Here is a 24776-nt window from a genome sequence, read left to right as displayed (position 1 = left end):
TGGAGTGCCCGGCCGGGCCAGCCCTGGAAGCGGCTATCCGGGGGACCCCAGTACCGGCCGGTTTCCGCGGAGGACCCCGGCGGGGTCGCGTTCCCGCTTGATCCGGCGCAGGTGCTCCAGGTTCTCGGGAGAGTGCGCGCGCTGCGTGCGGGTGTCGTGGCCGAGCATGTTGGGGTGGCCGTACCCGGCGAGCCTGTCCGCGAGCGCGGCCTCGAGGCGCTCGTCGTGGCGGTGGATCGCCTCCGCGTCCTCCTCGGTGATCGGGACCCCGACCGTGGTCAACAGGTACTCTCCAGCCAGCCCTGACGCGGCGGTCGCGCCCGGCCGCGCCAGTGCGCCCCCGACATGGCGGAGCTGGGCCACCACCGGTGACCCGCCCCCGGGCCAGTTCAGCTCCAGCAGCCGCTTGAGGAACTCCTCGTCGATCTTGGTGACCAACTGGGACCAGTCGACGGCGGGCATGGGGTCGGTCGGCTCCCCGGCGACCTCGTCGATGCGCGTCACCGAGACCGGGCCGAGGGTATCGGCCTCCATTCCGGGAACCTCCCGGAGCGGGTCCAGGTACTTCTCGGCGTCCTCCGCGGTACCGAGGAAGGTGGCGTCCACGTTGGCGAAGGAGCGCCCCTGCAACTCGGCCGGGATGGCGTCGATGGGCGGGAAGGTCACGAACCACAGCCACACGCTGAGCTCCACCGGCGCCGCCCGCGTGGTCGCCACGTAGGCGCGCAGCACCTCCTCGGCGTGCTCGGCGGCCCACATGAGCCTGCCACCGTACACCGGCCGCTCGTCGAGCAGCTCGATCTCCATCGACACGACGACGCCGAAGTCGCCCCCGCCGCCGCACAGGGCCCAGAACAGCTCGGGGTCGTTCTCGGCGGTGACCTCCCGCAGTTCGCCCTCCGGTGTGACCACCTCCAGCGACCGGATGTACTCCGCCGCCGGGCCGTAGGTCCGGCCGAACCAGGAGAGTCCGCCTCCCAGGTGGTAGCCGATGACGGAGTTGTCGGCGGTGCTGCCGGGAAGGCCCATGAGCCCGGTGCCGTCCAGCGCCTCCTGAAGCTCCTTCCATTTCGCGCCCGCCTGGACCCGGACCCGGCGCCGCTCGGTGTCAACGGTGATGTCGCGCAGCCGAACCGGGCGGATCAGAATCGTGCCGGAGAGCGCCGTGGTGGCCCCGTGGCCGTTCGGCTGGACGGCCACCGCGAGCGCGTGCTTGCGGGCGAAGGCCACGGCCGCACGGATATCCTCGGCCCCTTCTGGTACCACTACCGCCGCGGGGTGCTGGTCGACGTGGGTGTTCCAGGCGACGCGCCTCTTTTCCCAGTCGGTATCGCCGGGGCCGGTGACCTCGCACGATAGTTCCGCTCGTAAGGAGCCGACGATATCGGGGAATGGGGCGTTGGCGCCTGCCGTGGCGGGATGAGAATCAGGCATGCGGGGGAGTGTAATAGGGCGGTACTGCTCCGTGTCCATACCCGGGATGCCCCCCAATGAGGAAATTCCGCCCCTCTTCCCGGACAGGCCACTGTTGTTTATGCTTGGACCGGTGCCCGCTCGCGCCACAGCGGCAACATGGCGGGGATCCGGGCCGCTGTGCTGGCGGACGGAGCCACCACGTGGCAATGGGAAACGGTCGCGACCTGGAACGGCACGCTCTCCTTTTCCGTTCATTCGCCATCCGGTGCGGTTCGGCGGCCGGCTCCCGAACAGTTCCTGGCGCGGGCTGGATTCTGGGGCGGTCCGCCGGGTCCGCGACCCCGATTGGGCGGCCGTTGTATCTCCGAGCACGATAAACCTTCTCGCGCGGATTATTCCGAGTTTTCCCGCCCGTAGTTGAGCTGTTCCCGACTCCCCGGTTCCGGACCATATCGATGGAAAAGGAAAAGGAAAAGGCCTGGGCGGATGCGGCGGTAGGGCGCATCGAGGGTGTCCGTAGCGTCGTTCTCGGCGCCGAAGATGTCCGCACGGTCAGGTTCGACGTGGACCCCTTACCGTCGGGCGTCCAGCACCGCCGTCCGTACCGATGACCGCCACCCCCGGCCATCCAGCGCCTTCGCCGCCCCGTCGGACGCGCCACCACGCACCCGCGGCACCGATCTAGCTGTACTGGAGGCCATTGCGCAGATCCAGCCAGTCGGCCATGTGTTCCAGCTCGGCGGTGAGTTCGTCGGCGGTCCCCGGCGGGGCGTCGTCCTCCAGGGTGGTCTGCCGCGCGAGCAGTGCGCCGGCCCGGCGGTCGGCCTTGAGGTCGACCCTGGCCACGAGGCGGTCGCCGAGGAGGAACGGCAGCACGTAATAGCCGTGCACGCGCTTGCCGGGCGGGACGTAGATCTCCAGGCGGTAGCGGAAGCCGAACAGTGCCTCGGTGCGGTCGCGCTCCCAGACCAGTGAGTCGAACGGGCTGAGCAGCGCGCGCGCCGCGACCCGGCGCGGGACGCGGGCATCGCGGTGCAGGTAGGCCGGGCGGTTCCAGCCCTCGACGCTCACCGGGACCAGCTCGCCGGAGTCGACCAGGTCGTTCAGGGCCGGCCGGGCCTCGGCGGCGCGCAGCCGGAAGTAGTCGCGCAGGCACTGCTCGGTCGCGACCCCGTGCGCGCGTGCGGCGATGCGCAGCAGCTCGCGGCGGGCGTCGGCGGGATCGGGATCGGGGGCGTTGTGTACCTCGGCGGGGATGACCCGGCCGGGGAGGTCGTACCGGCGCTCGAACTGCCGCGTGCGGCCGTCGGTGGTGACCAGCCCGCAGAAGAACAGGTACTCCAGTGCGCGCTTCACCAGCGACCAGTTCCATCCCCAGTGGTCCTTGGCACGCCGCTGGTCGTGCTCCAGCGCGGCCTCGATCTCGCGGGATGTCGCCGGGCCGGTTCGTTCCACCTCGGCGTGCACGGCCTTGACGAGGTCGGGGTGCTCGTCGATGATCCGCCGGATGGCGCCCCACGCCTCGCGCTGGGCCCGGGCCATGCGCCAGCGCAGCAGCCGGTGCGTGGCGGGTGGGATCAGGCTCGCCTCGTGCGCCCAGTACTCCACGAGGCGCCCGCCGCGCCGGGTGGCCGCACGGTCGAGCAGTTCGGTGTCGTACTCGCCGAGCCGGGCGAAGACGGGCAGGTACTGGCTGCGCGTGAGCACGTTGACGCTGTCGATCTGGACCACGCCGACGCGGTCGACAACCCGGCGCAGGTGCCGCATCGTGGGCCGGCCCGCCGGGCGGGGGTCGGCGAACCCCTGTGCGGCCAGCGCGGCCCGGCGGGCCTGGGCCAGGGAGAGCGTGGAGTCGCGGCGGGGATGCGGGGGCGGTGCGGATTCGTACATCAGTTCCCAACATACAGGCCGACGGCCATCAGTGGGGGGTGCTGCCCACCATCAGCGGGGCGCGGGCCTCCCGGGGTTGCGGCAATAGGGCGAAGCGAGTGTAGCGAGCGAGCCAGCTTGCCGCCGTGCGGGTGGTGCACGTTTGTTCGGCGGCGAGCTGGCACCCCTCGCTTCGTTCGGAGGAGTGCCTCGTTGCCGCGGCCCGGGTGCGGTCCGCCGGACCCGAGGAGGTGCCCAACGCCCCGGTGGTCACCTGGGTGCCGGCGGCGTGTAGTCGCGGTACTCCTCGATCAGCTCCTCCAAGCGCTCTTCGGGGGAGTCCCGAGGAGTGCCCCGGTCACCGGTGTCGGGCGGATCGGCAGGGGCGGGCTCCTCCGGGGGCGGGGCGTCGCTCGCGGGTGGCTCGGCCGGCGGCTCAGGTGCCTCAGGCGGCGCGGCGGGCGCCGCGGGCGCCGTGGGCGCGACAGTGGCGCGGGTGGTCACGTTGGGGTCGGGCGAGGCCGGCATCTCGACGGGCGGTGGGACGGCCGGCATCGTCGGCTCGGACGCGTCGGAGCCCCAGGAGTCCATCGGAGCCTGGCCGCCCGCCGCGAACGCGTAGCCCGCGACCAGGACGAGCAGGGTGCAGGAACTGAGGGCGACAGCGGGGCGCGCCCAGCGCTTCTGGGACTTCGATCCGGGGCCGGGCGGGATCTCGGCGCCGCCGGGGATGGAGCGGTCGTCGACCCCGTGGGGCGGGGAGTCCGCTCCGCTTCCCCCGTTGTCGTCGGTGGACGGGGCACCTGAGGGGGGCGGGGGAGGCGACACAGGAGTCTCCTGAGGAGGTGGGGGGGGAGGGCAGGGTTGGCGTGGTCCCGGTGCAGGGGACAGTGGGGAGCGCCAGAGCGTAACCCAGAGAATGCTAATCGTGTTCAATGGTGTGAACAAGTGAAGACGCTAGCGCGGATTCGGGGCCGCGCGGTGCCGAACCCGGTGGCGCCGCCGAGCGGCGTGCGGCGGCCCACCGAGGGCGCCCACTGCGGATGGCGCACCGCTCCGCGCGCATTCGCCGGGCACTGTGCGGAGGCCGCACGCCGCGGGTCCCGGGTCCGGGAGACCGGGCCCGGCCCCCGCCTCTCAGCCCATGGTGCGGTGCACGTTCTCCTTGTTCGAGGGGCCCGGCTCGACGGCGGCGATCAGGGGGCCGGACCCGGACGGGTCGATAATGCCCTCCTCCAGCCAGGTGTAGTGGTCGTTCATGACGCGGCGCGCGAGCTTGCCGTCGACGTCATCGGTGTTCGCCCACAGGGCTTCGAACAGCGTGTCGACGCGGAGCCGGGACTGCCGGCAGAAGGTGTCGGCGAGCTCGTAGGCGCCCTGCCCGCGCTCCGGGTGTTCCTCGCGGTCCGAGTGGGCGCGCAGCACCACCGAGCTCATCGCGAACAGCTCCGCGCCGATGTCCACGACCCGGGCCAGGAAGCCCTGCTTCGTCTCCAGCCTGCCCTGCCAACGCGACATTCCGTAGAACGTGGACCGGGCGAGCTTGCGGCTGGCGCGCTCCACGAAGCGCAGGTGCTCGGCGAGCGGACCGAACTCGGTGAAGGCCGAGGGGACCTGTCCGCGTCCGGCGACCAGGGTGGGCAGCCAGGTGGCGTAGAAGCCGCCGGCCCGCGCCAGTGCCCGCGCCTTGTCCGCCTTGTCGGCCTCGGGGTCGATGATGTCCCCGGCGACCGCGAGGTGCGCGTCGACCGCCTCGCGGGCGATGAGCAGGTGCATGATCTCGGTGCTGCCCTCGAAGATCCGGTTGATCCGCAGGTCGCGCAGCGCCTGCTCAGCGGGGACACCGCGTTCGCCGCGCGCGGTCAGCGACTCCGCTGTCTCGAACCCGCGGCCGCCGCGGACCTGCACGAGTTCGTCGGCGACCGTGTAGGCCATCTCGGAGGCCCACAGCTTGGCGATGGCCGCCTCGATGCGGATGTCGTTCCGCTCGTCGTCGGCGAGCTGTCCGGACAGCTCCAGCATCGCCTCCATCGCGTACGAGGTGGCGGCGATGAACGAGATCTTCTTTGCGATCTCCTCGTGCTTGCCGACCGGCCGGCCCCACTGCACCCGCTCGCGTGCCCATTCGCGGGAGACCTTGGTGGCCCACTTGCCCGCGCCCACGCACATCGCCGGCAGCGACAGCCGCCCGGTGTTCAGGGTGGACAGGGCGACTTTCAGTCCCTGTCCCTCGCGGCCGATCATGTTGGCGGCGGGCACGCGCACCTGGTGGAAGCGCGTAACCCCGTTCTCCAGGCCGCGCAGCCCCATGAAGCGGTTCCGGTTCTCCACTGTGATGCCTTCGGAGGTCCCCTCGACGACGAACGCGGTGATCCCGCCGCGGTGCTCCTCGCTCTTGGGCACCCGGGCCATGACCACGAGCAGGTCGGCCACGACCCCGTTGGTCGTCCACAGTTTGACGCCGTCGAGGAGGTAGGCGGCGCCGTCCTCGCTGGGGGTGGCGGTGGCCTGCAGCCGGGCGGGGTCGCTCCCGACGTCTGGCTCGGTGAGCAGGAACGCGCTGATGTCGCTCGTGGCGCATCGGGGAAGGTAGGCGCGCTTCTGCTCCTCGGTACCGAACATCTTCACCGGTTGCGGCACGCCGATCGACTGGTGCGCCGAGAGCAGGGCACCGATCGCCGGGCTGACCGAGCCGACGAGAGTGAGCGCCCGGTTGTAGTACACCTGGCTCAGCCCGAGCCCGCCGTACGCCTGGGGGATCTTCATTCCGAGGGCGCCCAGCTCCTTGAGGTCGCGCATCACCTCGTCGGGGATGCACTCCTCGCGCTCGATCCGCTGGGCGTCGATCGTGGCGCAGTACGCGCGCAGCTTGTCGAGGAACTCCTCGCCGGTGGCCCGCGCGTCCGCGTCCGGCCGCGGGTAGGGGTGGACGAGGTCCAGGCGCAGCCGGCCGAGGTACAGCTCCTTGCCGAAACTGGGGCGGCGCCACTCGGACTCGCGTGCGGCCTCGGCGACCGCGCGGGCCTGCCGCTCGTCAACCTGTGCCGGGCTGGAATCGGGCTTCGTCGCGGTCATCGATCGTGCACCTCGCAACGTAAACGGCATGGGATCATCAGTCACCCGGGGACCCGGATGTGTTGTCCACCACATGCCTACCCGCGAGTAGCCTAAGTGAAGCATCCACTGCTCAGAGCAGGTCCGGTTGCCCGGACCGGCGGAGCTGCGGGTCACTCCTCGCCGTGGTGCAGGGGTATGCGCACGGTCACTACCGTGCCCGCGCCGGGTGTGGATTCGAGGCCGACGTCGCCTCCGTGCGCCACAGCGATCGCGTCGACGATCGCCAGGCCGAGCCCGCTCCCCCCGCCGGGCGCGCGGGTCCCCCGGTAGAAGCGGTCGATGGCGCGCTGCAGGTCCTCGTCGCTCATGCCCGGCCCCCCGTCGGCCACCTCGAGGACGGCGTTGCCGTCCTCGGTGCGCAATCGGAGCGTGACCGGGGTGCCCTCTGGGGTGTGCTCGGTGACATTGCTCAGCAGGTTCGCCAGGATCTGCCGGATGCGCCCCTCGTCAGCCTCGCATTCCAGGTGGTCGGGCACCTCCAGCGAGACAGCGGAGTCGGGACGCAGCGCGCGGGCGTCATCGGCGACCTCGCGCAGCACCTCGGCCAGGTCAATGCGGTCGAACCGCAACGAGCCGCTCCGATCCAGCCGCGCCAGCTCCAGTAGCTCGGCCACCAGCCGGCTCATGCGGCCCGCCTCGGTCTCGATCCGGCGCATCGCCCCCGGAAGCGCCGCGTCGTTGAGACCTCCCTGGCGGTACAGCTCGGCGTACCCGAGGATCGTGGTCAGTGGCGTCCGCAGCTCGTGCGACGCGTCGGCGGCGAACGTCCGGACACGCTCCTCGGACTCCCGCTGCGCGTTGAACGACCGCTCGATCCGTTCGAGCATGGTGTTGATCGCCTGGCCGAGGCGGCCCACTTCACTGTAGGGGTCTGCGCCCGGCATGCGCTCGGAGAGATCCGAGCCGGTGCTGATCTGGTTCGCTATCGTCGCCATGCGCCCAAGAGGCTCCAAGCCGCGGACGATGAGCCACCGTCCGGCCAACACCAGCGCGGTGAGCAGCAGAACCGCGGTGACGAGCTGGGTGAGCACAAGCTGTAGCGAGTACTCCTCGCGGTCGTTGGTCGGGACGCCGGTGACCATGATCGAGTCCGGTCGCAACCGGACCGTCGCCCTGTGCGGCGGGACGTCGGAGTCCTGGCCGGACAGTTCGAAGATCTCCCCGCTGGCGCCGTAGCTGCGCAGGTCCGCCACGGAGATCGCGGTGATGCGCTCCATTACGACGTCCTCGCGCTCGGTATCGCCGTAGATCTGCGCGATCTCCCCCGAATCCTCCTCGACCAGCACGACGAAGTAGGGGGACGGGCTGGGGGCGTCCACGCCAACCGGCGGGGTGTCGTTGTCCAGCCGGACCATAGCCCGCTCGGCGGCGAGTTCGAGTTGCGCGTCGAGGCGCTCGGTGATGAAGGACCGCAGGGTCAGAAAGCCGACGAGGGCCGTGACGAACAAGCCGGCGCCGGTCACCACGAGCAGCCCGATGAGCAGCCGCGAGCGCAACCGTCCGTGCAGCATCAGCCGTCATCCTGGGTCCGCAGCGCGTACCCCACCCCTCGCTGGGTGTGAATGAGCGACGGTCCGAGCGGGTCGAGCTTGCGCCGCAGGTAGCTGACATAGGTCTCGACGATCTGCGAGTGCCCGGCGTAGTCCCACCCCCAGACGTTCTCCAGGAGCTGGGAGCGCGTCAGTACCTGGCCAGCGTTGCTCATCAGGTAGGAGAGCAGCCGGAACTCGGTCGGGGACAGCTCAACGGGCACGCCCCCGCGGGTGACCTTCCAGGTGCGCTCGTTGAGCTCCAGATCGGCGACCCGGAGCGAACCGTGCTCGTCGCGGGCCGCCCCTGAGTGCTCATCGCGTCTGGTCCTGCGCAGCAGCGCGCGGATGCGCGCGACGAGGGCTTCCACGGAGAAGGGCTTGGTGACATAGTCGTCTCCCCCGAGGGACAGACCGGTGACCGTGTCGGAAGGGGTGTCGCGGGCTGTCAGGTAGATGACCGGAACCTCGTTGCCGGCGTCGCGCAACTGGTGGCAGACGTCGAATCCGCTGACATCAGGGAGCAGGACATCCAGCAACAGGAGGTCGGGATGCTGATCGCGTGCGAGGGCCAGGCCCTCGCCGCCGGTCTCGGCCGTGCTGACGCTGAACCCGTGGAAACGCAGCGCGGCCTGGACGAGGTCCCGAATATTGGGTTCGTCGTCGATCACGAGCACGTGGGGCAGTGTTACTGGCGCGCTCTCGGTCATGAGTCACCTCTGAGGTTCGCGAGGGTCCGGCAGACCGTGCAATCTCGCTTGAGACTCCCCATGATGCCGCAGGTCCGTCGGTATGCGCGCCTCGCGCCAACCGTGGAATGGACACTCCGGGCCCAGGCCGTGTTAGGCGGACCGTTTCGGGCGCGCGTCCACCAGGCAGGCCCTGCTGTGCGAGGCCGCGGAGCTCGCGGAGCAGCGCACAGTAGAGGGCCCCGCTGCGCCGATGCCGCTTGCCCAGCCCAACCAGGATGCGCTGCGCGAATCGGCTTGCGAGAGGTCGCCTGGACTCCCCGCTCGCTGGTCCGGAAACCTTCGCCAAACACTCCCTAGGAATTCCGGCCAACTCGTGTGAACCAGCGGCCACAGGTGGCCATCCAACCAACAGCGACTCACTTGGCGGGTACGCGTGCCAGGGGTCGTACAACGAGGTCTCGGTGTGGAGGACGGCCGCACCGAGACCTCGGTTTCGCGCGTGCGGTGTGTCCCAGCGTCGCCTGCCGCCGCGTGCGGCTTCCCGCCGCCCACGCGCTAGCCTGGCTATGTGCGTATCGCCACGTGGAACGTCAACAGTGTCCGCGCCCGCTCCGGGCGGATCGCGTCCTGGCTGGAGCGCAGCGACGTCGACGTCGTCGCGATCCAGGAGACAAAGTGCCGCGATGACCAGTTCCCCGCCGAGATCTTTCGTGACCTGGGCTACGAGGTCGCCCACCACGGCCTTTCCCAGTGGAACGGTGTCGCGGTGGCCTCCCGTGTCGGCCTGGACGATGTCCGGATCGGGTTCCCGGGACAGCCGGGCTGGGGCGGCGACAACAGCGAGGGCGGTGATCCCGAGGCCCGCGCCATAGCGGCCACGTGCGCCGGAGTCCAGGTGTGGAGCCTGTACGTGCCGAACGGCCGGGAGATCGGCGACCCGCACTACGACTATAAGCTGCTCTGGCTCGACCGGCTGCGCGCCGCCGGCGAGGCCCGGTTGGCCGAGGACCCCAACGTGCAGGTGGCCTTCTGTGGCGACTTCAATGTCGCACCGCAGGACGACGACGTGTGGGATATGGCCGAGTTCGACGGGAAGACGCACGTCACCAAGCCCGAGCGCGACGCGTTCGCCAACCTGGTCGACGCCGGGTTCGCCGAGGTCGTTCGCCCCTACGCTCCCGGTCCGGGCGTCTACACCTACTGGGACTACCAGGGGTTGGCGTTCCCCAAGCGCAAGGGAATGCGGATCGACTTCGTGCTTGCGTCCCCGAGGCTCGCCGAGCGTGTCTCGGGTGCGATGATCGACCGCGAGGAACGCAAGGGCAAGGGGCCCTCTGACCACGCCCCGGTCATCGTCGACGTCGGCGGCCCGAGCGGCGTGTAGCGCTGTCCCCCGGGATCGGTACCCTCGGCACCGTGAACGTCGCAACAGCGCCGCGTATCGCGGTCTTCGGCAGTGTCAACATGGACCTGGTCGCGTACGTGGCCACCGCCCCCGGCAGCGGCCAGACCGTTACGGGCACGGAGTTCCGCCAGGTGCCCGGTGGGAAGGGCGCGAACCAGGCGATCGCCGCGGCGCGGGCCGGCGGGGACGTCACCTTCCTCGGCGCCGTTGGTGACGACGCGTTCGGCACCCAACTGCGCAGCACGCTGGTCGAGTCCGGCATCGAGGTCTCCGGGCTGCGCACGGAAGCGGGGGCGTCCGGTGTGGCGCACATCGTCGTCGAAGGCGATGGGAGCAACTCGATCATCGTCATCCCGGGGGCGAACGGTCGGGTCGCCACCGTGGGCGAGCACGATGTTCAGCGCATTGCGGGCAGCGCCGCCCTGCTGCTGCAGCTTGAGCTGCCGCTGCCCGCGGTGACCGCGGCGGCTCGCGCCGGCCGCGAGGTGGGCGTACCGACCGTGCTCACGCCCGCGCCCGTCCAGGAGCTTCCGGACGAGCTCCTCGACGAGGTCGACCTCATGGTGGCCAACCAGCACGAGGCGGCGGCGATCGCCGGCGGGAGCGACCCGCTACGCGCACTCGACTCGCTCCTCGAACGGGTTCCCGAGGTGGTCATCACCCTTGGCGCGGACGGGGCGGTCCACGGGCGCCGTGGTGCCGATCCCGTGCGCGTTCCCGCCCGTCCGGTGGCTGCGGTCGACACCACCGCGGCCGGCGACACGTTCTGCGGTGCGCTCGCCGTGGCCCGAGCCGAAGGGCAGCCGGCCGAGGCGGCGCTGCGGTTCGCGTCGGAGGCGGCCGCGCTGTCCGTGCAGCGGCACGGCGCAAGTTTGTCAATGCCAGAGCGGGCTGAGATCGACAATGCCCGCAAGCGGAACTAACTACACCGGTTGACACGTCCAAGTGCCCGGTAGTGAGGTATCACAATCATCATCCACGCGAGGTGGGCGGAGCGCGCTGACGGGTTTTGCGCACCCCCCTCGCCCTAGTAGGACACGCGACCTCCATGACCGGTGAGATTCCCGAAGAAGGCGCACGGACCGCCCGCAGACGTGAGGCGCGCCGCAGGCAGCGAGGAAGACTGCTGATGACCGCGGCGCTGTGCTTTGGCACGCTCGCCGCCGCCGTCGTCGTGGCGGTATGGCTCGTCGACCAGCCGGTCAGGGTCGAAGCGGACGAGCCGTCGCGTCCCACCCCGAACGCTGTGACATCTGACGCTCCGTCGCCGAGTGGTGGCAGTTCCGAACCGCCGGGTTCCTCGTCGCCGGAACCGGAGGCGGGAGCGCCGCCAACCGCGGACGTGGCCCCCGATCAGGCTCCCGTCCCCGAGACCGGCAGCACGGAGCCGGAGCCGGATCGGGACGATAGCGAGGGCCGAGGGCAGCACGGAGGGGAGGACGGCCGCGACGACCGGCCCTCCGGGGACGACGACGATTCCAGTGGCCGCGACGGAGGTGGCCGCGGCGGCGAAGGCGGAAACTGGTCCCCGCCATCGTCGGAGGAGCCACCCGATGACGATGATGACGACGGTAGTGACGATGACGATGACGACACGGGATGGCGGTGGCCGCCGTGGTGATGTGCGCGCGGGCTCGAACCGGCCGGAACCGGTCAGTTGGCGCGCCGGGCCACGCCGGCTCACGTAGGCACTGAGCGCCCTTCGACTACTGCTCGTGTCCGATCTCGGCGAGGAAGGGCGCGGGGTCCTGGTCCTGGATGCGGACTTCGAGGACGATGTCGACCGTGTCGCCGACCATCCGGCCGCCCCAGGGCAACGGGCCTCCGTCGCCCACACCGAAGTCGGAGAGCTGGATCTGGGTCGTGGCCGCGAAGAAGTGGCCGTAGATCTCGTCGGGCTTGATGTAGTCGGGCGCCTCGCCGGCCCACTGGCAGTTCAGCGTGATCGGGCGGGTGGTGCCGTGGATGGTCAGGTCGCCGTGCATGACGAAGGCGTGCGGGCCGCGCCCCTTCTGTTCGATTCCGGTGCTGGCGAACCGCAGTTCGGGGTGCCGCTCGACGTCAAGGAAGTCCGATGAGCGGAGGTGCTGGTCGCGCGCCTCCACACCGGTGTTCAGGCTTTCCGCGAGGATGGCGACGTCCACTTTGGACTGGGCCGGCTCCTCGGCGATGTTGATGAGGCCCTTGGCGCGGCCGAAGGTGCCCTGAACCCGGCCGAAACGCAGGTAACGCGCGACGAAGATCAGACTGGAATGCAACGGGTCCAGGTGCCAGGTCCCCGGGCCTGGCCCGAAGACGGCACCGTCTTCCTGAACTGGTGACATAGCTTCCTCCCGTGGTCACGGGTGCACACGTGGTCTCTGAGCGAGCCGCGCATGCCCCGCTGCCCCATGGAACCATCGACGCCGACCACGAACGTCGGCTCGTGGGGGCCGCCGCGGGGGTGATACCTAGCGATAAAGCCGACATATAGGAGGAATTGGGCCTACACTCTTCCGTGATGTGGCGTTCATCACTCGGATGCTTCCCCGTAGCCTTTGTTGGTCGCCACGTGCCCGGTATTACCCGAATGCCAGCGACATCTTGATTGTGTTCTTTATGGCGCTTCGCGATATTAGTGGTGGCGTGTCCGGTCCGTGACCCCGTACCGTGTCGATTCGTCCGTGACGTGCGGACGCCCCCGTGCGAAGAGGTCAGCGATCCCTTATGAGCGGTGAGTCCCCGCTGGACGGGCTGTCTCGGACCGCCCGTCGGCAAGTGATCAAGCGCCAGCTTCGAAGGCGGCGCCTCGCGGTGGGCGGAAGTCTGCTGGCGACCGCCGCCGTCACCGGAGCCGTGCTTGCCGCGTTGAGTGGCAGCGGTGCCACGTCGCAGGTCGAGGCGGGCAAGCCGCCCGCGGGCGACGGTCGTGCCGCCGACTCAGCCGAGTCGGCACCGAGAGCCCCTTCGCCCTCGACCGGGGGAACGGATGATGCGCCTCTCCCCGCGGCAGATCCGGACAACGAGACGCCGATGGACACCAACGGGACTCCCGAGGATGCGGCCGACGAAAGGGATTCCGATCCCCCGGATAGCGGCGCCGAACGGGAGCGGGGGCGCCCTTCCGAGGATGACCGGGGACGAGAGCCCGGCACCGAGTCCGGGGACGAGCCCGGCGAGGAGAGCGAGGGCCCGACGCAGAGCCGTGGGCCGTCCCGGGAACCCGGGAAACCGTCAACGCGTAACCCCGAGTCCAGCCGCACCTCTACCAGCGAGCCTGACGACCAGGCAGCGCCCACGCGCGCCCCCGAAGAGCCCCAACCTTCGCCCGCGCCGCCGCCCGAGTCCCACAACCAGCCAGAGCAGCCGGCGCACCCCGACTGAGGAAACCGGCCCGCCGTGGAGTTTCGCGGGTCCCGCGCCCCCGATGGCTGCGTGTAACGGGGGCGGCGAAGGCGGTGTGGGTCGGCCCGCGGTCATCGGTGCGGGTGCCCGATGGTGGGGCGTGTAGCGGGGGCGGCGACGGCAGTGGGTGGATCAGCCCGCGGTCATCGGTGCGGGTGCCCGATGGTGACGCATGCGACGGCGGCAGCAAAGGCGGCACAGGGTTCTGGGGGCGGCCTGTGTCGGGGCCGCGCGGCGCTGTTGCGCACCGAACCTGACCGTGGAGACAGTCTCAGCGCCGAGAACGTCCCTACGGTCACCGGCGATACGACCCAGCGCCGAGAATGACGCCACGGACACCCCCACTGCGTCCCGCCACCGGCCCGTCGGGCGCGCCACCATCGGGCACCAGAACCGATCCCCTGGGGCTGACCCACCCACTGTCCTCGTTGCCCTCGTTGCACGCGCCACCATCGGGCACCAGAACCGATCACCCGGGGGCCTGGCCACCCACCGCCTTCGCTGCCCCGTCGGATGCGCCACCACGCACCCCGCCGCACCGTTGGGCACCGGACCAACCGGGCGCCCTCTCACCCCCACACCGCAACTCCACCGCGCTGGAAGGATCCGACCCCTCAGGATCAGCGCGCCCCCGCGTGCCGACCGCTGAGCCGGCCCCGGCTCACATCCGTTCCGGCGCGTGCACGCCGAGCAGCTCCAGACCCTGCACCAGGACGCGCAGCGTGACCGCGGTCAGCGCCAGCCGAGAGTCTCGGGTGGCGTCGTCGCCGGCCTTGAGTACCGGGCACTTCTCGTAGAACGTGGTGAACGACTGCGCCAGGTCGAACAGGTAGCCGCACAGCCGGTGCGGTTCGAGAGTGTCGCCGGTCGTGCGCACGGCGGGCCCGAAACCGAGCAGGGCGAGAGCCAGCTGCCGTTCGGCGGGCTCGCCCAGCGTCACCGGGCCCGTGGCCTCCTCGGGCGCCAGCCCGCCCTTGCGGAAGATGGACCGGATCCGGGCCGCCGCGTACTGCAGGTAGGGGCCGGTGTTGCCGTGCAGAGCGAGCATCCGGTCGAAATCGAAGGTGTACTCGGTGTCGTGTGACACGGACAGGTCGGCGTATTTCACGGCGCCGATACCGACCTCGCGCGCGATCGCCGCACGGATATCGCCGTCCAGGTCCGGACGGGTCTCGGCGACGACCGTGGAGGCCCGCTCGACCGCCTCGTCGAGCAGCGACATCAGCCGGATGGGCTGCCCACTCCGGGTACGCAGGATCTTGCCGTCGGAGCCGAGCACGTTACCGATCTGTACGTGATACGGCGTGACATGCTCGGGCAGCCACCCCGCCGCGCGGGCGGTCCCCCACACCATCTGCAGGTGTAGCGACTGCGGGGCGCCGACCACGTAAATGATGCGGTCGGCCTTGAGCTCCTCGACCCGGTACTTGACCGTGGCCAGGTCGGTCGTGCCGTACCCGTAGCCGCCGTCGCTCTTGCGGATGATCAGCGGCACCGGCTTGCCCTCGCGGCCCGTGAAGCCTTCGAGGAACACGCACAGCGCCCCGTCGCTCAGCTCAGCGATGCCCTTGCGCTCCAGTTCGTCGCAGATGGGGCCGAGCATGTCGTTGTACATGCTCTCGCCGGCGAGAGCATCGTCGGTCAGCGTGACGTCCAGCTTGGTGTAGATCTTGTTGAAGTAGACCTTGGAGAGGTCCACCAGCTCCCGCCAGAGCCGCAGCGTCTCGGGGTCGCCGCTCTGCAGCGCCACCACCCGCGCGCGGGCGCGGTCGGCGAACTCCGCTGACGCGTCGAACTTCGCCTTCGCCGCCTGGTAGAAGGCGTTGGGGTCGGTCTTGACCCGCTCGGCGTCCTCGGAGTCCTCGCCCACGTCCAGCAGGTGCTCGATGAGCATGCCGAACGGGGTGCCCCAGTCGCCGATGTGGTTCTGCCGGATGACGTTGTGCCCCAGGAACTCCAGGATCCGGACGATGGCGTCACCCACCACGGTGGTGCGCAGGTGGCCGACGTGCATCTCCTTGGCCACGTTCGGGGCGGAGTAGTCGATCGGAATGTTCTGCGCCGGCTGCTCGGGGACGCCGATGCGCGGGTCGGTGAGCAGGTCCCGGGTGTGGCCGGCGATCCACTCTTCGCGCAGGGTGAGGTTGACAAAGCCCGGCCCGCTGATCTCGATCTCTCGGCAGACGTCATCGGCGTCGAGATGCGCCACGATGTCGGAGGCGACGTCGCGCGGCTTTCGGCCGAGCCGCTTGGCCAGTGCGAGCGCGGCGTTGGCCTGGTAGTCGGCGAACTGCGAAGGGCGGATGACAGGGTCGGTCCCGGCGAAGTCGGCGCCGAACGCGGCACCGAGCGCGGACTGGACCCGTTGCGCGAGAACTTCCTGCGGGTCGGCCATGCCACAAGCATATTCGCGCCGCGGGGGCGGAACGCGCACCTTTGCGGCGCCCGGCGCCGCTCAGGCCGGCCCGTGCCCCTCGGCCCCCGCCCTTCGGTGCAGCCAGCCCGACGCGCGGGTGACCCCGCCGAGGCGGCGCCGGACCTGGTCGACGATCCGGCCGGCCGCGAGCTCGTGTGCGAGTAGGCAGGCCCGCTCGATGCCTCGCGCGCGGCTGTCGCCGTGCGCGATCACCGCCGTGCCGTTCAGCCCGAGCAGCACGGCGCCGCCGTAGGTTTCACTGTCGAACCGGCCGTGCAGCTCGCGCAGTGCTTTGCGCTGCAGCAGAGTTCCCGCTCGGGAGAGTGCGCTTGAGCCCAGCGCTCCCCGCACCGCGTCGAAGGCGAAACCCACCGCGCCCTCGACGGACTTCAGCGCGACGTTGCCGGTGAAACCGTCGGTGACCACCACGTCGACCTCGCCGGACAACAGGTCGTGGCCCTCGATGTTGCCGCGGAAGTCCAGCCGCGACTGACCCGCCGACCCGGTCGAGGTCGCGCTCAGCAGCTCCGCGGTCTTGCGCGCCAGCTTATTGCCCTTACCCGGCTCGGACCCGATGGTCAGCATCGCCACCCGCGGGTCGGCCACCCCGTGCGCGGTGTGTGCGTACGCCGCCCCAAGATGGGCGAACTGCACCAGCATCTCGGGTTTGGCGTCGGCGTTGGCGCCCGCGTCGAGCAGCACCGTGGGAACCGGTCGCGTCGGCAGCGCGACCGCCAGGGCCGGGCGGAGCACGCTGGGCTGGGTGCGCAGCCGGACGGTCGAGGTCGCGACCACGCCGCCCGTGGACCCGGCCGACACCAGAGCCGTGGCGTCCCCCCGGCGGATGAGGCGGCATGCGACGGCAACGCTGGAGCGGGGGCGGCGCCAGCTCGCCAGCGCTCCCTCGTGCATGGCGAGCGCGTCGTCGGCGTGCACCACCGGGATTTCCCCGCGCGCCTCCTCCTTGGTGAGCAGCGACGTGAGTTCGGGCAGTTTGCCCACGAGCACCAGACGCACGCTGTGTTCGCGGACCGCGCGGACGGCACCCTTGACGATCTCCTCGGGCGCGTTGTCGCCCCCCATCGCGTCGACCGCGATCACTGGGGCGGGGGACGGCGCGGGTGGGATCGCCGGGGTCGCACCGGTCACAGAAGTCTCCTCACACTCGCGGCTCCGGGCTCGCCCGGGGCGGTGGTCACCGTAGCGGCTCTGGATCGGCACGCCGCCGCCGGGCCGCAGCTGTTATGCGCCCGAAACGTCCAGGTCAGCGGTTGATTTTCATAGAGTGGGTAGAACACTCCCCGTATGGGGTAGGGCTCGCCGTTGGCCCTTGAAGCGGAGTCGCGCTCAGGGCCGGTTTTCCAACCGCATTGTTCACGTTATGGGCGGATCGCCACTGTGCGCACACGTAGGCACCGTCCGATGAGGGCTTCCATGCTGCCTCGCAGGGACGGCCCCGATGGCTGCAGGAAAGGAGACGCGTGAGCTTGACGCATGACGCGGCAGTGTCCCCGTCCGCGGGACGCCGGTTTCGTGCTTACACCACGAAGCACCTGGACGAGCTTACGGTCAGGGCGGGACTGGGCGCTGAGGAGCGGCTCGCTGTCCGCGCAGTGGCCAACGTGCTGCCGTTCCGGGTCAATAGCTATGTCGTTGACGAGCTGATCGACTGGGATGCCGCTCCGGACGACCCGATCTACCGGCTCGTCTTTCCACAGGCTGACATGTTGCCGCCGGAGGACGTTGGCCGGATCGCGGATCTGTTGCGCACGGATGCGCCGCGGAGCGAGCTCAACCGGGCCGCGAACGAGATCCGCGCGCGGTTGAACCCGCATCCGGCCGGCCAGATGGAGCTCAACGTTCCCAAGGCCGACAACGACGAACCGGTTCAGGGGGTGCAGCACAAGTACGCCGAGACGGTGCTGTTCTTCCCCAAGCAGGGCCAGACCTGCCACGCCTACTGCACGTACTGCTTCCGGTGGGCGCAGTTCGTGGGGGAGCCCGATCTGAAGTTCGCTTCCAGCGAGATCGACCAGCTCGTGGCCTATCTCCGGCAGCACCCGGAGGTCACCAGTGTGCTTCTCACCGGTGGCGACCCGATGATCATGGGCGAGGGCGTCATCTCCCGCTACATCGAGCCGTTGCTGCAGGTGGAGACGCTGGAGTCGATCCGTATCGGGACCAAGGCACTGGCCTACTGGCCGCAGCGGTTCGTGACCGACCCGGACGCCGACGAGACGCTGCGGCTTTTCGAGAAGGTCACCGCCGCCGGGAAGAACCTGGCGTTCATGGCACACTTCTCGCACCCGAACGAGATGGCGCCGGACCTGGTGCACGAGGCGATGCGGCGCATCCGCGGCACCGGCGCGGTCGTGCGCACCCAGGCGCCGCTGATCCGCACGATCAACGACGATGCGGCGACCTGGGAGCGGATGTGGCGCGACCAGGTGCGCATGGGCATGGTGCCCTACTACATGTTCGTCGAGCGCGACACCGGCCCCAAGGACTACTTCGCCGTCTCCCTGGCCCGGGCGTACGGGATATTCCGGGACGCCTACAAGAACGTGTCGGGGCTGGCCCGCACCGTCCGGGGGCCGTCGATGTCGGCCACGCCGGGCAAGGTGTGTGTCGACGGGGTCACCGAGATCTATGGCGAGAAGGTGTTCTCGCTGCACTTCATCCAGGCCCGCGACCCGGAGCTGGTCGGTGTCCCGTTCTTCGCTCGCTATGACGAGAACGCGACCTGGCTGTTCGAGCTGGAGCCCGCTCTGGGGGCCACCCGTTTTCCCTACGAGGTGCCATCGCCCGCAGACACCTCGGCCCTGGCCGACCCGGCTCGCGCCTGAGCCTGTCCGGGGGTGGGCGGCCGTGGGAATTCCGGCCGCCCACCTGCCTGTTTGTATGACCGCCCCGCGTAGCGGGTAGTGAGGTGCGACCGGCGTCCGGATACCCTGTGAGAGCCCCGTTCGAGTCGGCCACGTGCGCAGCCGCTGCCTCGGCGCCTTCGGGCGGGCGTGGAATGGTGAGGCGACGGCAGGTAACCGGACTAGGCTCCGCGCAGCGCGGAGAGGGAAGAGACGCGCATGGCCGAGTGGTTCGGCGACTATGTGGTGAGCGCGGGCCGCCTCCCCCTGTTCAGTTTCTTCGTCGCGTTCGTGGCGGGATTCCTGTTCATCCGGCTCAGCGTGCGGCTGATCCGGGCGGGGGTCCGCTGGTGGCCGGGCAACCTGCGACACGGCGACCTGCACATCCACCATGTCGTGTTTGGCGTCACACTGATGCTGTTCGGCGGGGTCGCGGGATTACTGATCGTTGATCGCGAGAGCGCGCACATCGCGGTGGCGGCGTCGATGTTCGGGCTGGGCGCGGCGCTGGTGCTCGACGAGTTCGCGTTGATCCTGCACCTGCGGGACGTCTACTGGACCGAGCAGGGCCGAACCTCCGTCGACGCCGTGTTCGTCGCGGTCGCGCTCACCGGCCTGCTGCTCTCGGGCGTGCGCCCCTTCGGCTGGGAGGAGTTCGGGCTCGCCGGCAACGGCGGTGGGGCGGTGCAGCCCGGCCTGGTGCTGCTCGTGCTGGTCAACCTCGCCGGTTCGGTCGTCAGCCTGCTCAAGGGCAAGATCTGGACCGGGCTGGCCGGAGTCTTCGTACCGGTGGTCTCGATCGTCGCCGCGGTTCGGCTGGCCGTTCCGGGGTCGCCGTGGGAGCGGTGGCGCTACCCGCGGGGCTCGGAGAAGTGGGAGCGGGCCATTCGGCGCGATCTCCGGGTGCGGCGGCCGATGATCCGGGCGAAGATCCGCTTCCAGGAGATCATCGCGGGCCGGCACGACGTCATCCCCGACGCCCCTCCGCACGAGTCTGCCGCGCGGCGCCCCTCGGCGTCCCGGCGCCCCTGAGCGGACGCCGACCGCGCTGGTCGCGCCGAGCACTGGATCGGTGCTGGCTGCGGGTGGTGGCGCACGCGACGGGGGCGGCGACGGTGACAGTGGCCTAGCCCCCGGCGACCGGTACGGGTTCCGCATCGAGCCTGACCGTGCGGACATGTTCAGCGCCGAGAATGTCCCCACGGTCACCCTCGATGAGCGCCCAACCACCGCCCGCCAGCACCGGATGATCGCGACCCTAGCCGAGGGCACTCGCCTCCAGACACCACAAACACGAAACTCAAGAGCGCGGCTAGGGCGAGGTGCCGCGCAGCACGCGGGTGGCGCCGGCGATGAGGGCGGTGGCGAGGATCCACCCCGCGGCAACGGTGGACCAGGCCAACCAGCGGGTCCAGCCCACCGGTTGCCAGGCGCCGCGTTCCTCGAAGACGCTGACCGGCACCAGCAGGTCCAGTGTGTAGATGAACGGAACGAAGGTCCGCTGCTCGTCCTGGGGGATCTGGTTCGGGGGGATCGCGTGGAACACGGCGGTGCCCACCGCGAGCAGTACCGCCGCCCACATCGCGGCCAGCCAGGGCCGGTAGCCGTAACCGACAATGGCGTCCAGGAGCAGGCCCCACAGCCGGCCGGCCGGGTTCAGGGTGGCCCGGCGGGCGCGCTGCTTGGCCAGCAGCACCGTGCGGGCCGCGGGCTCGTTGCCCACCGTGCGGTACCAGGCGGCGAGCTGCTCGTAGGGCTGTGGCCGGTAGCCCTCGGTGGAGCCGGGCGATACCCAGTCGCGGCGTTCGGCCGGCGTCCATTCCCCGCGCAGCTGCTCGTAGGTGGTGCCGGTGAGCCACACCCCGTCCGGGTAGGACGACGGATGGTCCAGGAGCACCCCGAAGCGGGAGTAGCCCAGACCCACCAGTCCCTCGATGGACTCCGGTGCGAAGATCAACTCGGTGACATCGGCGTGGCTGAGGTGGAGGGCGAACCTGCCTCCGGTGAGGTGGGCCCGGTCGAACGACAGGATCCCGTCGATCCGCGCGCTGCGAAGCCGTATCGTTCCCTGCGCGGTGAATCCTCTGCTCAGCTCCACCAACCCCGATGTCAGGTGGCTGGCGTCCATGGCGTACTCGCCGCGCGCCGTGATCTCGGCTCCCTGCAGGTGCAGCCCGCCCGCCAGGTTCGCGCCGATCAGCCGGATCCCGCCGGGGCAGTCGAGGCCGCGGCCGAAGAACCCGCCCTGCACGCTCACCCCGCCGGCCCACACCGCCCAGTCGGACCGGTCGCCGGGAAACGTGACGTGGTAGCCAGCGGCGGCGAGGGTGGCCCGCGCCGGCGGGAGGATGCGGGCGCGGTTCATCCGGAGTTGCCCGCCGACCTGCGCGTCGGAGAAGTCGACGCCCTCCAGCACCGTGGTGCCGGACAGCGCGAGGTCGCCTTCGACGCGGCACCGTCCCGCCTGTAGCCGGTGCAGTTGGCAGTCCCGCAGGTGCACGCCCTTGGTACTGGCGTTGTCGAGTGCGAGCACGCCGGTCAGGTCGCACTGCTCGAGTTCCAGGGTCTGGGCCAGTGTGCTGTCCCCGAGCTCCAGCCGCCCCACGATCCGCGCGCCGGCCAGCCGGATTCCGGGGACGGAGTCGGGATCGGCCGGAAGCGCGCCGAGCAGCAGGGCGGCGATGACGGGCGCGCGTACGGTCCGGGCGCGCCCCCAGTGGTCGCTTGCTCGGGGGTCGTCCAGCTTCGGGTCACCGCGGCGCAGGTCCACCGGGGAGCGAGTGGGAAAGGCCCGCCACAGCGCGCGTTCGGCGGGCAGGAACCAACGGAAGGGCCGGGCATCTGACACGGGTCGGACTTTACCGACATACACCCGGGGGAACGCGAATCCGATGATCCGGCCAGAGGTGAGTAGGCTGGACGCGTTATGGCGTTTTCCAGGGGGGCAGGCTTCTACGAGCGAGGGCTCACCGTCGGTATCGACATCGGTGGAACCAAGGTCGCCGCCGGCGTTGTGAACCCCGCAGGTCGCGTGCTGGGCCGCGCGCGTGGCGAAACCCCGCACCGGAGCAAGAGCCCCAAAGTCGTCGAGGACACTATCGCCGGCCTTGTGGAGGACCTGCGCTGCGAGTTCCCGATCCAGGCCGTGGGCGTGGGTGCCGCGGGTTTCGTTGACGAGCAGCGGGCCCGCGTCCAGTTCGCCCCGCACCTCTCCTGGCGCGAGGAGCCGCTGCGCGACGCGCTGAAAACGCGCCTGGGACTGCCGGTCGTGGTGGAGAACGACGCCAACGCCTCCGCCTGGGCCGAGGTCTGCGTGGGCGCGGGGCAGGCCGCCGGCGAGGTCGTTGTGGTCAATCTGGGCACCGGAATCGGCGGGGCGGTGATCATCGACGGCCGGCTGCAGCGGGGCCGGTACGGGCTCGCCGGCGAGTTCGGGCACATGAGCGTCGTCCCCGGCGGGCGCCGCTGCGAGTGCGGGAACCGCGGCTGCTGGGAGCAGTACGCCAGCGGCAACGCGGTGACCCGCGAGGCGCGGGAGCTGGCCGCGGCCGACTCCCCGGTCGCAGGAGGACTTATCCAGGCTGTCGCCGGCGACCGGTCCCTGATCACCGGCCCGCTCGTCGGAGAGCTCGCCGCCGCGGGTGACCGGGCGTGCGTGGAGCTGCTGGAGGACGCCGGGACCTGGCTGGGGATCGGGCTGGCCAATCTCGCCGCCGCGTTCGACCCCGAGCTGTTCATCATCGGCGGCGGGGTCTCAGAGTGCGGCGACCTGCTTCTCGGCCCGGCACGGGCGGCGTTCGAACGCAACCTCACCGGCCGCGGGTACCGGCCCGTCGCGCGGGTGGTGCCCGCCGCTCTGGGTAACGAGGCCGGGATGATCGGCGCCGCCGACCTCGCGCGCGACACCCTGCCTCGCTGGCGCCAGGGCCGGCGGCAGCGGCGGCTGCCCCAGCCGCGGGGGCGCCGGCGCTCGCGGTACGGGCGCTGACCACCGGGGATTCCCTCCGACAGCCGGAGCGGCTATCCGGTGAGCGTGAGTTCGAACGCGTAGCGCGACGCGCGGTAGACGTGCGATCCGATTTCGACGACCCGGCCGACGTCGTCGTATGCGGTGCGGTCCATGGTGAGCAGGGGCGCGCCGCGGTTCTCGCCCAGCATCCGGGCTTCGGCGGCCGTGGCGCCGCGCGCGCTGATGCTCTGCGAGGCGATCTTCATGGTGATGCCGGCCGCGCGCATCAGGTTGTACAGGCCGTCGCCGGTCAGCGCATCCTCGCTGAGGCGTACGAGGTCCAGCGGCAGGTAGTTGTGCAGCAGGGCAAGGGGGTCGTCGCCCGCGTAGCGCAGCCGTTCCAGTACGTAGACCTCGGTGTCCGGGCTGACCTCCAGCGCGGCGGCGACCGTGTGCGGGGGGCGTTCGACCGCCAGCCGCAGCACCTCGGTGCGCGGCCGTTGACCGGCCTGGACCAGGTCGTCGTACAGGCTCGACAGTTCCACGGGCCGGCGCACGCGCGGCTGCACGACCTGCGTCCCCACCCCGCGTTTGCGCACCAGGAGCCCACGGTCCACCAGGTACTCGATGGCGCGGCGCATCGTGGGGCGGGACAACCCCAGCCGGCCGGCGAGCACGACCTCGTTCTCCAACCGGGTGCCGGCCGGCATCGCGCCGCCCTGGATCCGCCGCTCCAGTTCCTGGGCGACCTGGAAGTACAGCGGAACCGGGCTGTTGCGGTCGAGGGTGATCGACAGGGGCGCTTCGGTCACGTGTCTCCGTTCTGCAGCGAGGCCGGGCCACCCGGGCTTCCGCGCCGCCGGGTGCGAGGCGCTCAGTCTATCCCGTGCTGCCTATTGATGGCAGATCATGACGTGAATATGTCAAGACAACTTATTGACATGTAGTTCCCGGTGCGGAGAAAATCATGCTCACCTGTGACGTACCGAACAGATGGCGCGCACAATTTGAACCGGAGGTGGGCTGACATGCGGATCGGTCTCGTCGGCACCGGGCGGATCGGGGCGTCGCACGCGGCGGCGCTCGCGGCGCGCCCGGAGGTGTCCGAGCTGGTGCTGTCCGACGTCGATCGCGACCGTGCCGCGAGCGTCGCCGCGACCGTGGGGGCCACGGTGGTCGACGACATCGATACCCTGCTCACCCCGGGAGGCCTCGACGGCCTGGTGGTCGCGGCGGCGACCTCCGCTCATGCCAAACTCATCGTCTCCGGGGTGCGGGCGGGCATCCCGGTTTTCTGCGAGAAGCCGGTAGCGCCGGACGTCGCCGAGACCGTCGAGGTGCTGCGCGAGGTCGCGGGGGCGGACACGCCCGTCCAGATCGGCTTCATGCGCCGCTTCGACCCCGGCTACACGCGGGCGCGGCACGCGCTGCGCGACGGCACGCTCGGCGAGCTGCACCGGGTCCACGCGGTCACCTGCGACGCCACGCCGCCGCCGGCGGAGTACGTGCCGCATTCCGGGGGCATCTTCCGCGACTGCCACGTGCACGACTTCGACGCCGTGCGCTGGGTGACCGGCCGGGAGTTCGCGGAGGTGCAGGCGTTCGGAGCGAACCGGGGCGCCGCCTACTTCGCCGAGGCGGGTGACGTCGACACCACGGCGGCCGTGCTCCGGATGGACGACCAGACGGTGGTCACCCTCCAGGGGTCGCGCTACAACGGCGCGGGATACGACGTCCGCCTCGAACTGGCCGGCTCGGAGGGAACCGTGGCCGTCGGCCTGGACGACCGCTCCGCGCTGGTGTCCGCCGAGCCGGGCGCCGAGTTCCCGCGCGGCGAGCCCTTCCGGGAGTTCTGGCCCCGGTTCACCCCCGCCTACGAAGCCGAGATCGCCGAGTTCCTGCGGGTCGCCAACGGCGAGGTGGCGAGTCCCTGCACGGTCGAGGACGCCCTGGAGGCCGTGCTCGTGGCCGACGCCGCCGACCGCTCGATGCGCGAGGGACGCACGGTACGGCTCAGCGAGGTCCGCCCCGAGGAGGGGTAGCCGCACGGATCGCCCGGGCATCAGCACAGACGACGGAGGTACACGTGCGCACCAGCGAGCACCCGCCCGCAAGGGACCGCGGACCGGAAGGGG

Annotated in this window: 19 protein-coding genes; 8 read left to right on the top strand and 11 right to left on the bottom strand. The window is 70.6% G+C overall.

Translation table 11 applies throughout. The features are described from left to right. Positions 1-33: 33 nt before the first annotated feature. From F4561_RS23885 to F4561_RS23860, 6 genes are all read right to left on the bottom strand, one after another. On the bottom strand, positions 34-1434 hold the full coding sequence (locus tag F4561_RS23885; protein WP_184581811.1) for an FAD-binding oxidoreductase: 1401 nt from the start codon (positions 1432-1434) through the stop codon (positions 34-36). Between the two features lie 663 nt (positions 1435-2097). Next, on the bottom strand, positions 2098-3306 hold the full coding sequence (locus F4561_RS23880; protein ID WP_184581809.1) for a winged helix-turn-helix domain-containing protein: 1209 nt from the start codon (positions 3304-3306) through the stop codon (positions 2098-2100). 249 nt (positions 3307-3555) lie between these two features. After that, positions 3556-4113: a hypothetical protein gene (locus F4561_RS23875; RefSeq protein WP_184581807.1), complete on the bottom strand. Its 558-nt coding sequence runs from the start codon at positions 4111-4113 to the stop codon at positions 3556-3558. Between the two features lie 309 nt (positions 4114-4422). Then, complete coding sequence (locus F4561_RS23870; protein WP_184581805.1) at positions 4423-6360, bottom strand: acyl-CoA dehydrogenase family protein; 1938 nt, start codon at positions 6358-6360, stop codon at positions 4423-4425. Between the two features lie 152 nt (positions 6361-6512). Then, a complete protein-coding gene (locus F4561_RS23865) occupies positions 6513-7913 on the bottom strand; it encodes a sensor histidine kinase (protein ID WP_184581803.1) in 1401 nt (466 codons plus the stop codon). Further along, positions 7913-8641, bottom strand: a complete 729-nt coding sequence (locus tag F4561_RS23860; RefSeq protein ID WP_184581801.1) for a response regulator transcription factor — start codon at positions 8639-8641, stop codon at positions 7913-7915. The genes F4561_RS23865 and F4561_RS23860 overlap by 1 nt, the downstream gene beginning before the upstream one ends. 550 nt (positions 8642-9191) lie before the next feature. On the opposite strand from F4561_RS23860, the gene F4561_RS23855 reads away from it, so the two are divergent. From F4561_RS23855 to F4561_RS23845, 3 genes are all read left to right on the top strand, one after another. Next, positions 9192-10007 carry an exodeoxyribonuclease III gene (locus F4561_RS23855; RefSeq protein WP_184581799.1) on the top strand — a complete coding sequence of 272 codons (816 nt, stop codon included), beginning with the start codon at positions 9192-9194 and terminating at the stop codon, positions 10005-10007. A 32-nt stretch (positions 10008-10039) separates the two neighbouring features. Then, the gene (locus F4561_RS23850) at positions 10040-10951 is read left to right on the top strand and encodes a ribokinase (RefSeq protein ID WP_184581797.1); all 912 of its coding nucleotides are present in this window, start codon (positions 10040-10042) and stop codon (positions 10949-10951) included. A gap of 125 nt (positions 10952-11076) precedes the next feature. Next, entirely contained in the window at positions 11077-11649 is a 573-nt protein-coding gene (locus tag F4561_RS23845) for a hypothetical protein (RefSeq protein WP_184581795.1), read from the top strand. Positions 11650-11734: 85 nt separating this feature from the next. Here F4561_RS23845 and F4561_RS23840 read toward each other — a convergent pair whose 3' ends face one another. Further along, the gene (locus tag F4561_RS23840) at positions 11735-12352 is read right to left on the bottom strand and encodes a YceI family protein (RefSeq protein WP_184581793.1); all 618 of its coding nucleotides are present in this window, start codon (positions 12350-12352) and stop codon (positions 11735-11737) included. A gap of 382 nt (positions 12353-12734) precedes the next feature. Here F4561_RS23840 and F4561_RS23835 point away from each other — a divergent pair, with 382 nt between their 5' ends. Then, positions 12735-13391, top strand: coding sequence for a hypothetical protein (locus F4561_RS23835; RefSeq protein WP_184581791.1), 657 nt, complete (start codon positions 12735-12737; stop codon positions 13389-13391). A 682-nt stretch (positions 13392-14073) separates the two neighbouring features. Here the strand turns inward: F4561_RS23835 and argS are convergent. Both argS and plsX read right to left on the bottom strand, forming a co-directional pair. Next, the gene (gene argS, locus F4561_RS23830; RefSeq protein ID WP_184581789.1) at positions 14074-15807 is read right to left on the bottom strand and encodes an arginine--tRNA ligase; all 1734 of its coding nucleotides are present in this window, start codon (positions 15805-15807) and stop codon (positions 14074-14076) included. Between the two features lie 60 nt (positions 15808-15867). Continuing rightward, positions 15868-16977, bottom strand: coding sequence for a phosphate acyltransferase PlsX (gene plsX / locus F4561_RS23825; protein WP_376773677.1), 1110 nt, complete (start codon positions 16975-16977; stop codon positions 15868-15870). A gap of 332 nt (positions 16978-17309) precedes the next feature. On the opposite strand from plsX, the gene F4561_RS23820 reads away from it, so the two are divergent. Together F4561_RS23820 and F4561_RS23815 are read left to right on the top strand one after the other, a co-directional pair. Continuing rightward, on the top strand, positions 17310-18674 hold the full coding sequence (locus F4561_RS23820) for a KamA family radical SAM protein (protein ID WP_184581788.1): 1365 nt from the start codon (positions 17310-17312) through the stop codon (positions 18672-18674). A 237-nt stretch (positions 18675-18911) separates the two neighbouring features. Beyond that, entirely contained in the window at positions 18912-19724 is an 813-nt protein-coding gene (locus tag F4561_RS23815; protein ID WP_184581787.1) for a hypothetical protein, read from the top strand. A 280-nt stretch (positions 19725-20004) separates the two neighbouring features. On the opposite strand, the gene F4561_RS23810 is transcribed toward F4561_RS23815, so the two are convergent. Further along, positions 20005-21540, bottom strand: coding sequence for a hypothetical protein (locus F4561_RS23810; protein WP_184581785.1), 1536 nt, complete (start codon positions 21538-21540; stop codon positions 20005-20007). A 78-nt stretch (positions 21541-21618) separates the two neighbouring features. Here F4561_RS23810 and F4561_RS23805 point away from each other — a divergent pair, with 78 nt between their 5' ends. Further along, positions 21619-22680 (top strand): ROK family glucokinase, encoded by a 1062-nt coding sequence (locus F4561_RS23805; protein WP_184581782.1) that lies wholly within the window; start codon positions 21619-21621, stop codon positions 22678-22680. A 32-nt stretch (positions 22681-22712) separates the two neighbouring features. Here the strand turns inward: F4561_RS23805 and F4561_RS23800 are convergent, their stop codons facing one another. Next, positions 22713-23453, bottom strand: coding sequence for a GntR family transcriptional regulator (locus F4561_RS23800; protein ID WP_184581771.1), 741 nt, complete (start codon positions 23451-23453; stop codon positions 22713-22715). 216 nt (positions 23454-23669) lie between these two features. Between F4561_RS23800 and F4561_RS23795 the strand changes: the two genes are divergently transcribed. Continuing rightward, positions 23670-24683, top strand: a complete 1014-nt coding sequence (locus F4561_RS23795) for a Gfo/Idh/MocA family protein (RefSeq protein ID WP_184581769.1) — start codon at positions 23670-23672, stop codon at positions 24681-24683. Positions 24684-24776: the final 93 nt, after the last annotated feature.

Source organism: Lipingzhangella halophila, from assembly GCF_014203805.1.
Lineage (GTDB): Bacteria > Actinomycetota > Actinomycetes > Streptosporangiales > Streptosporangiaceae > Lipingzhangella > Lipingzhangella halophila.
The sequence above is the reverse complement of the archived record's forward strand: the minus strand, read 5'-3'. Positions and strand labels throughout refer to the sequence as shown.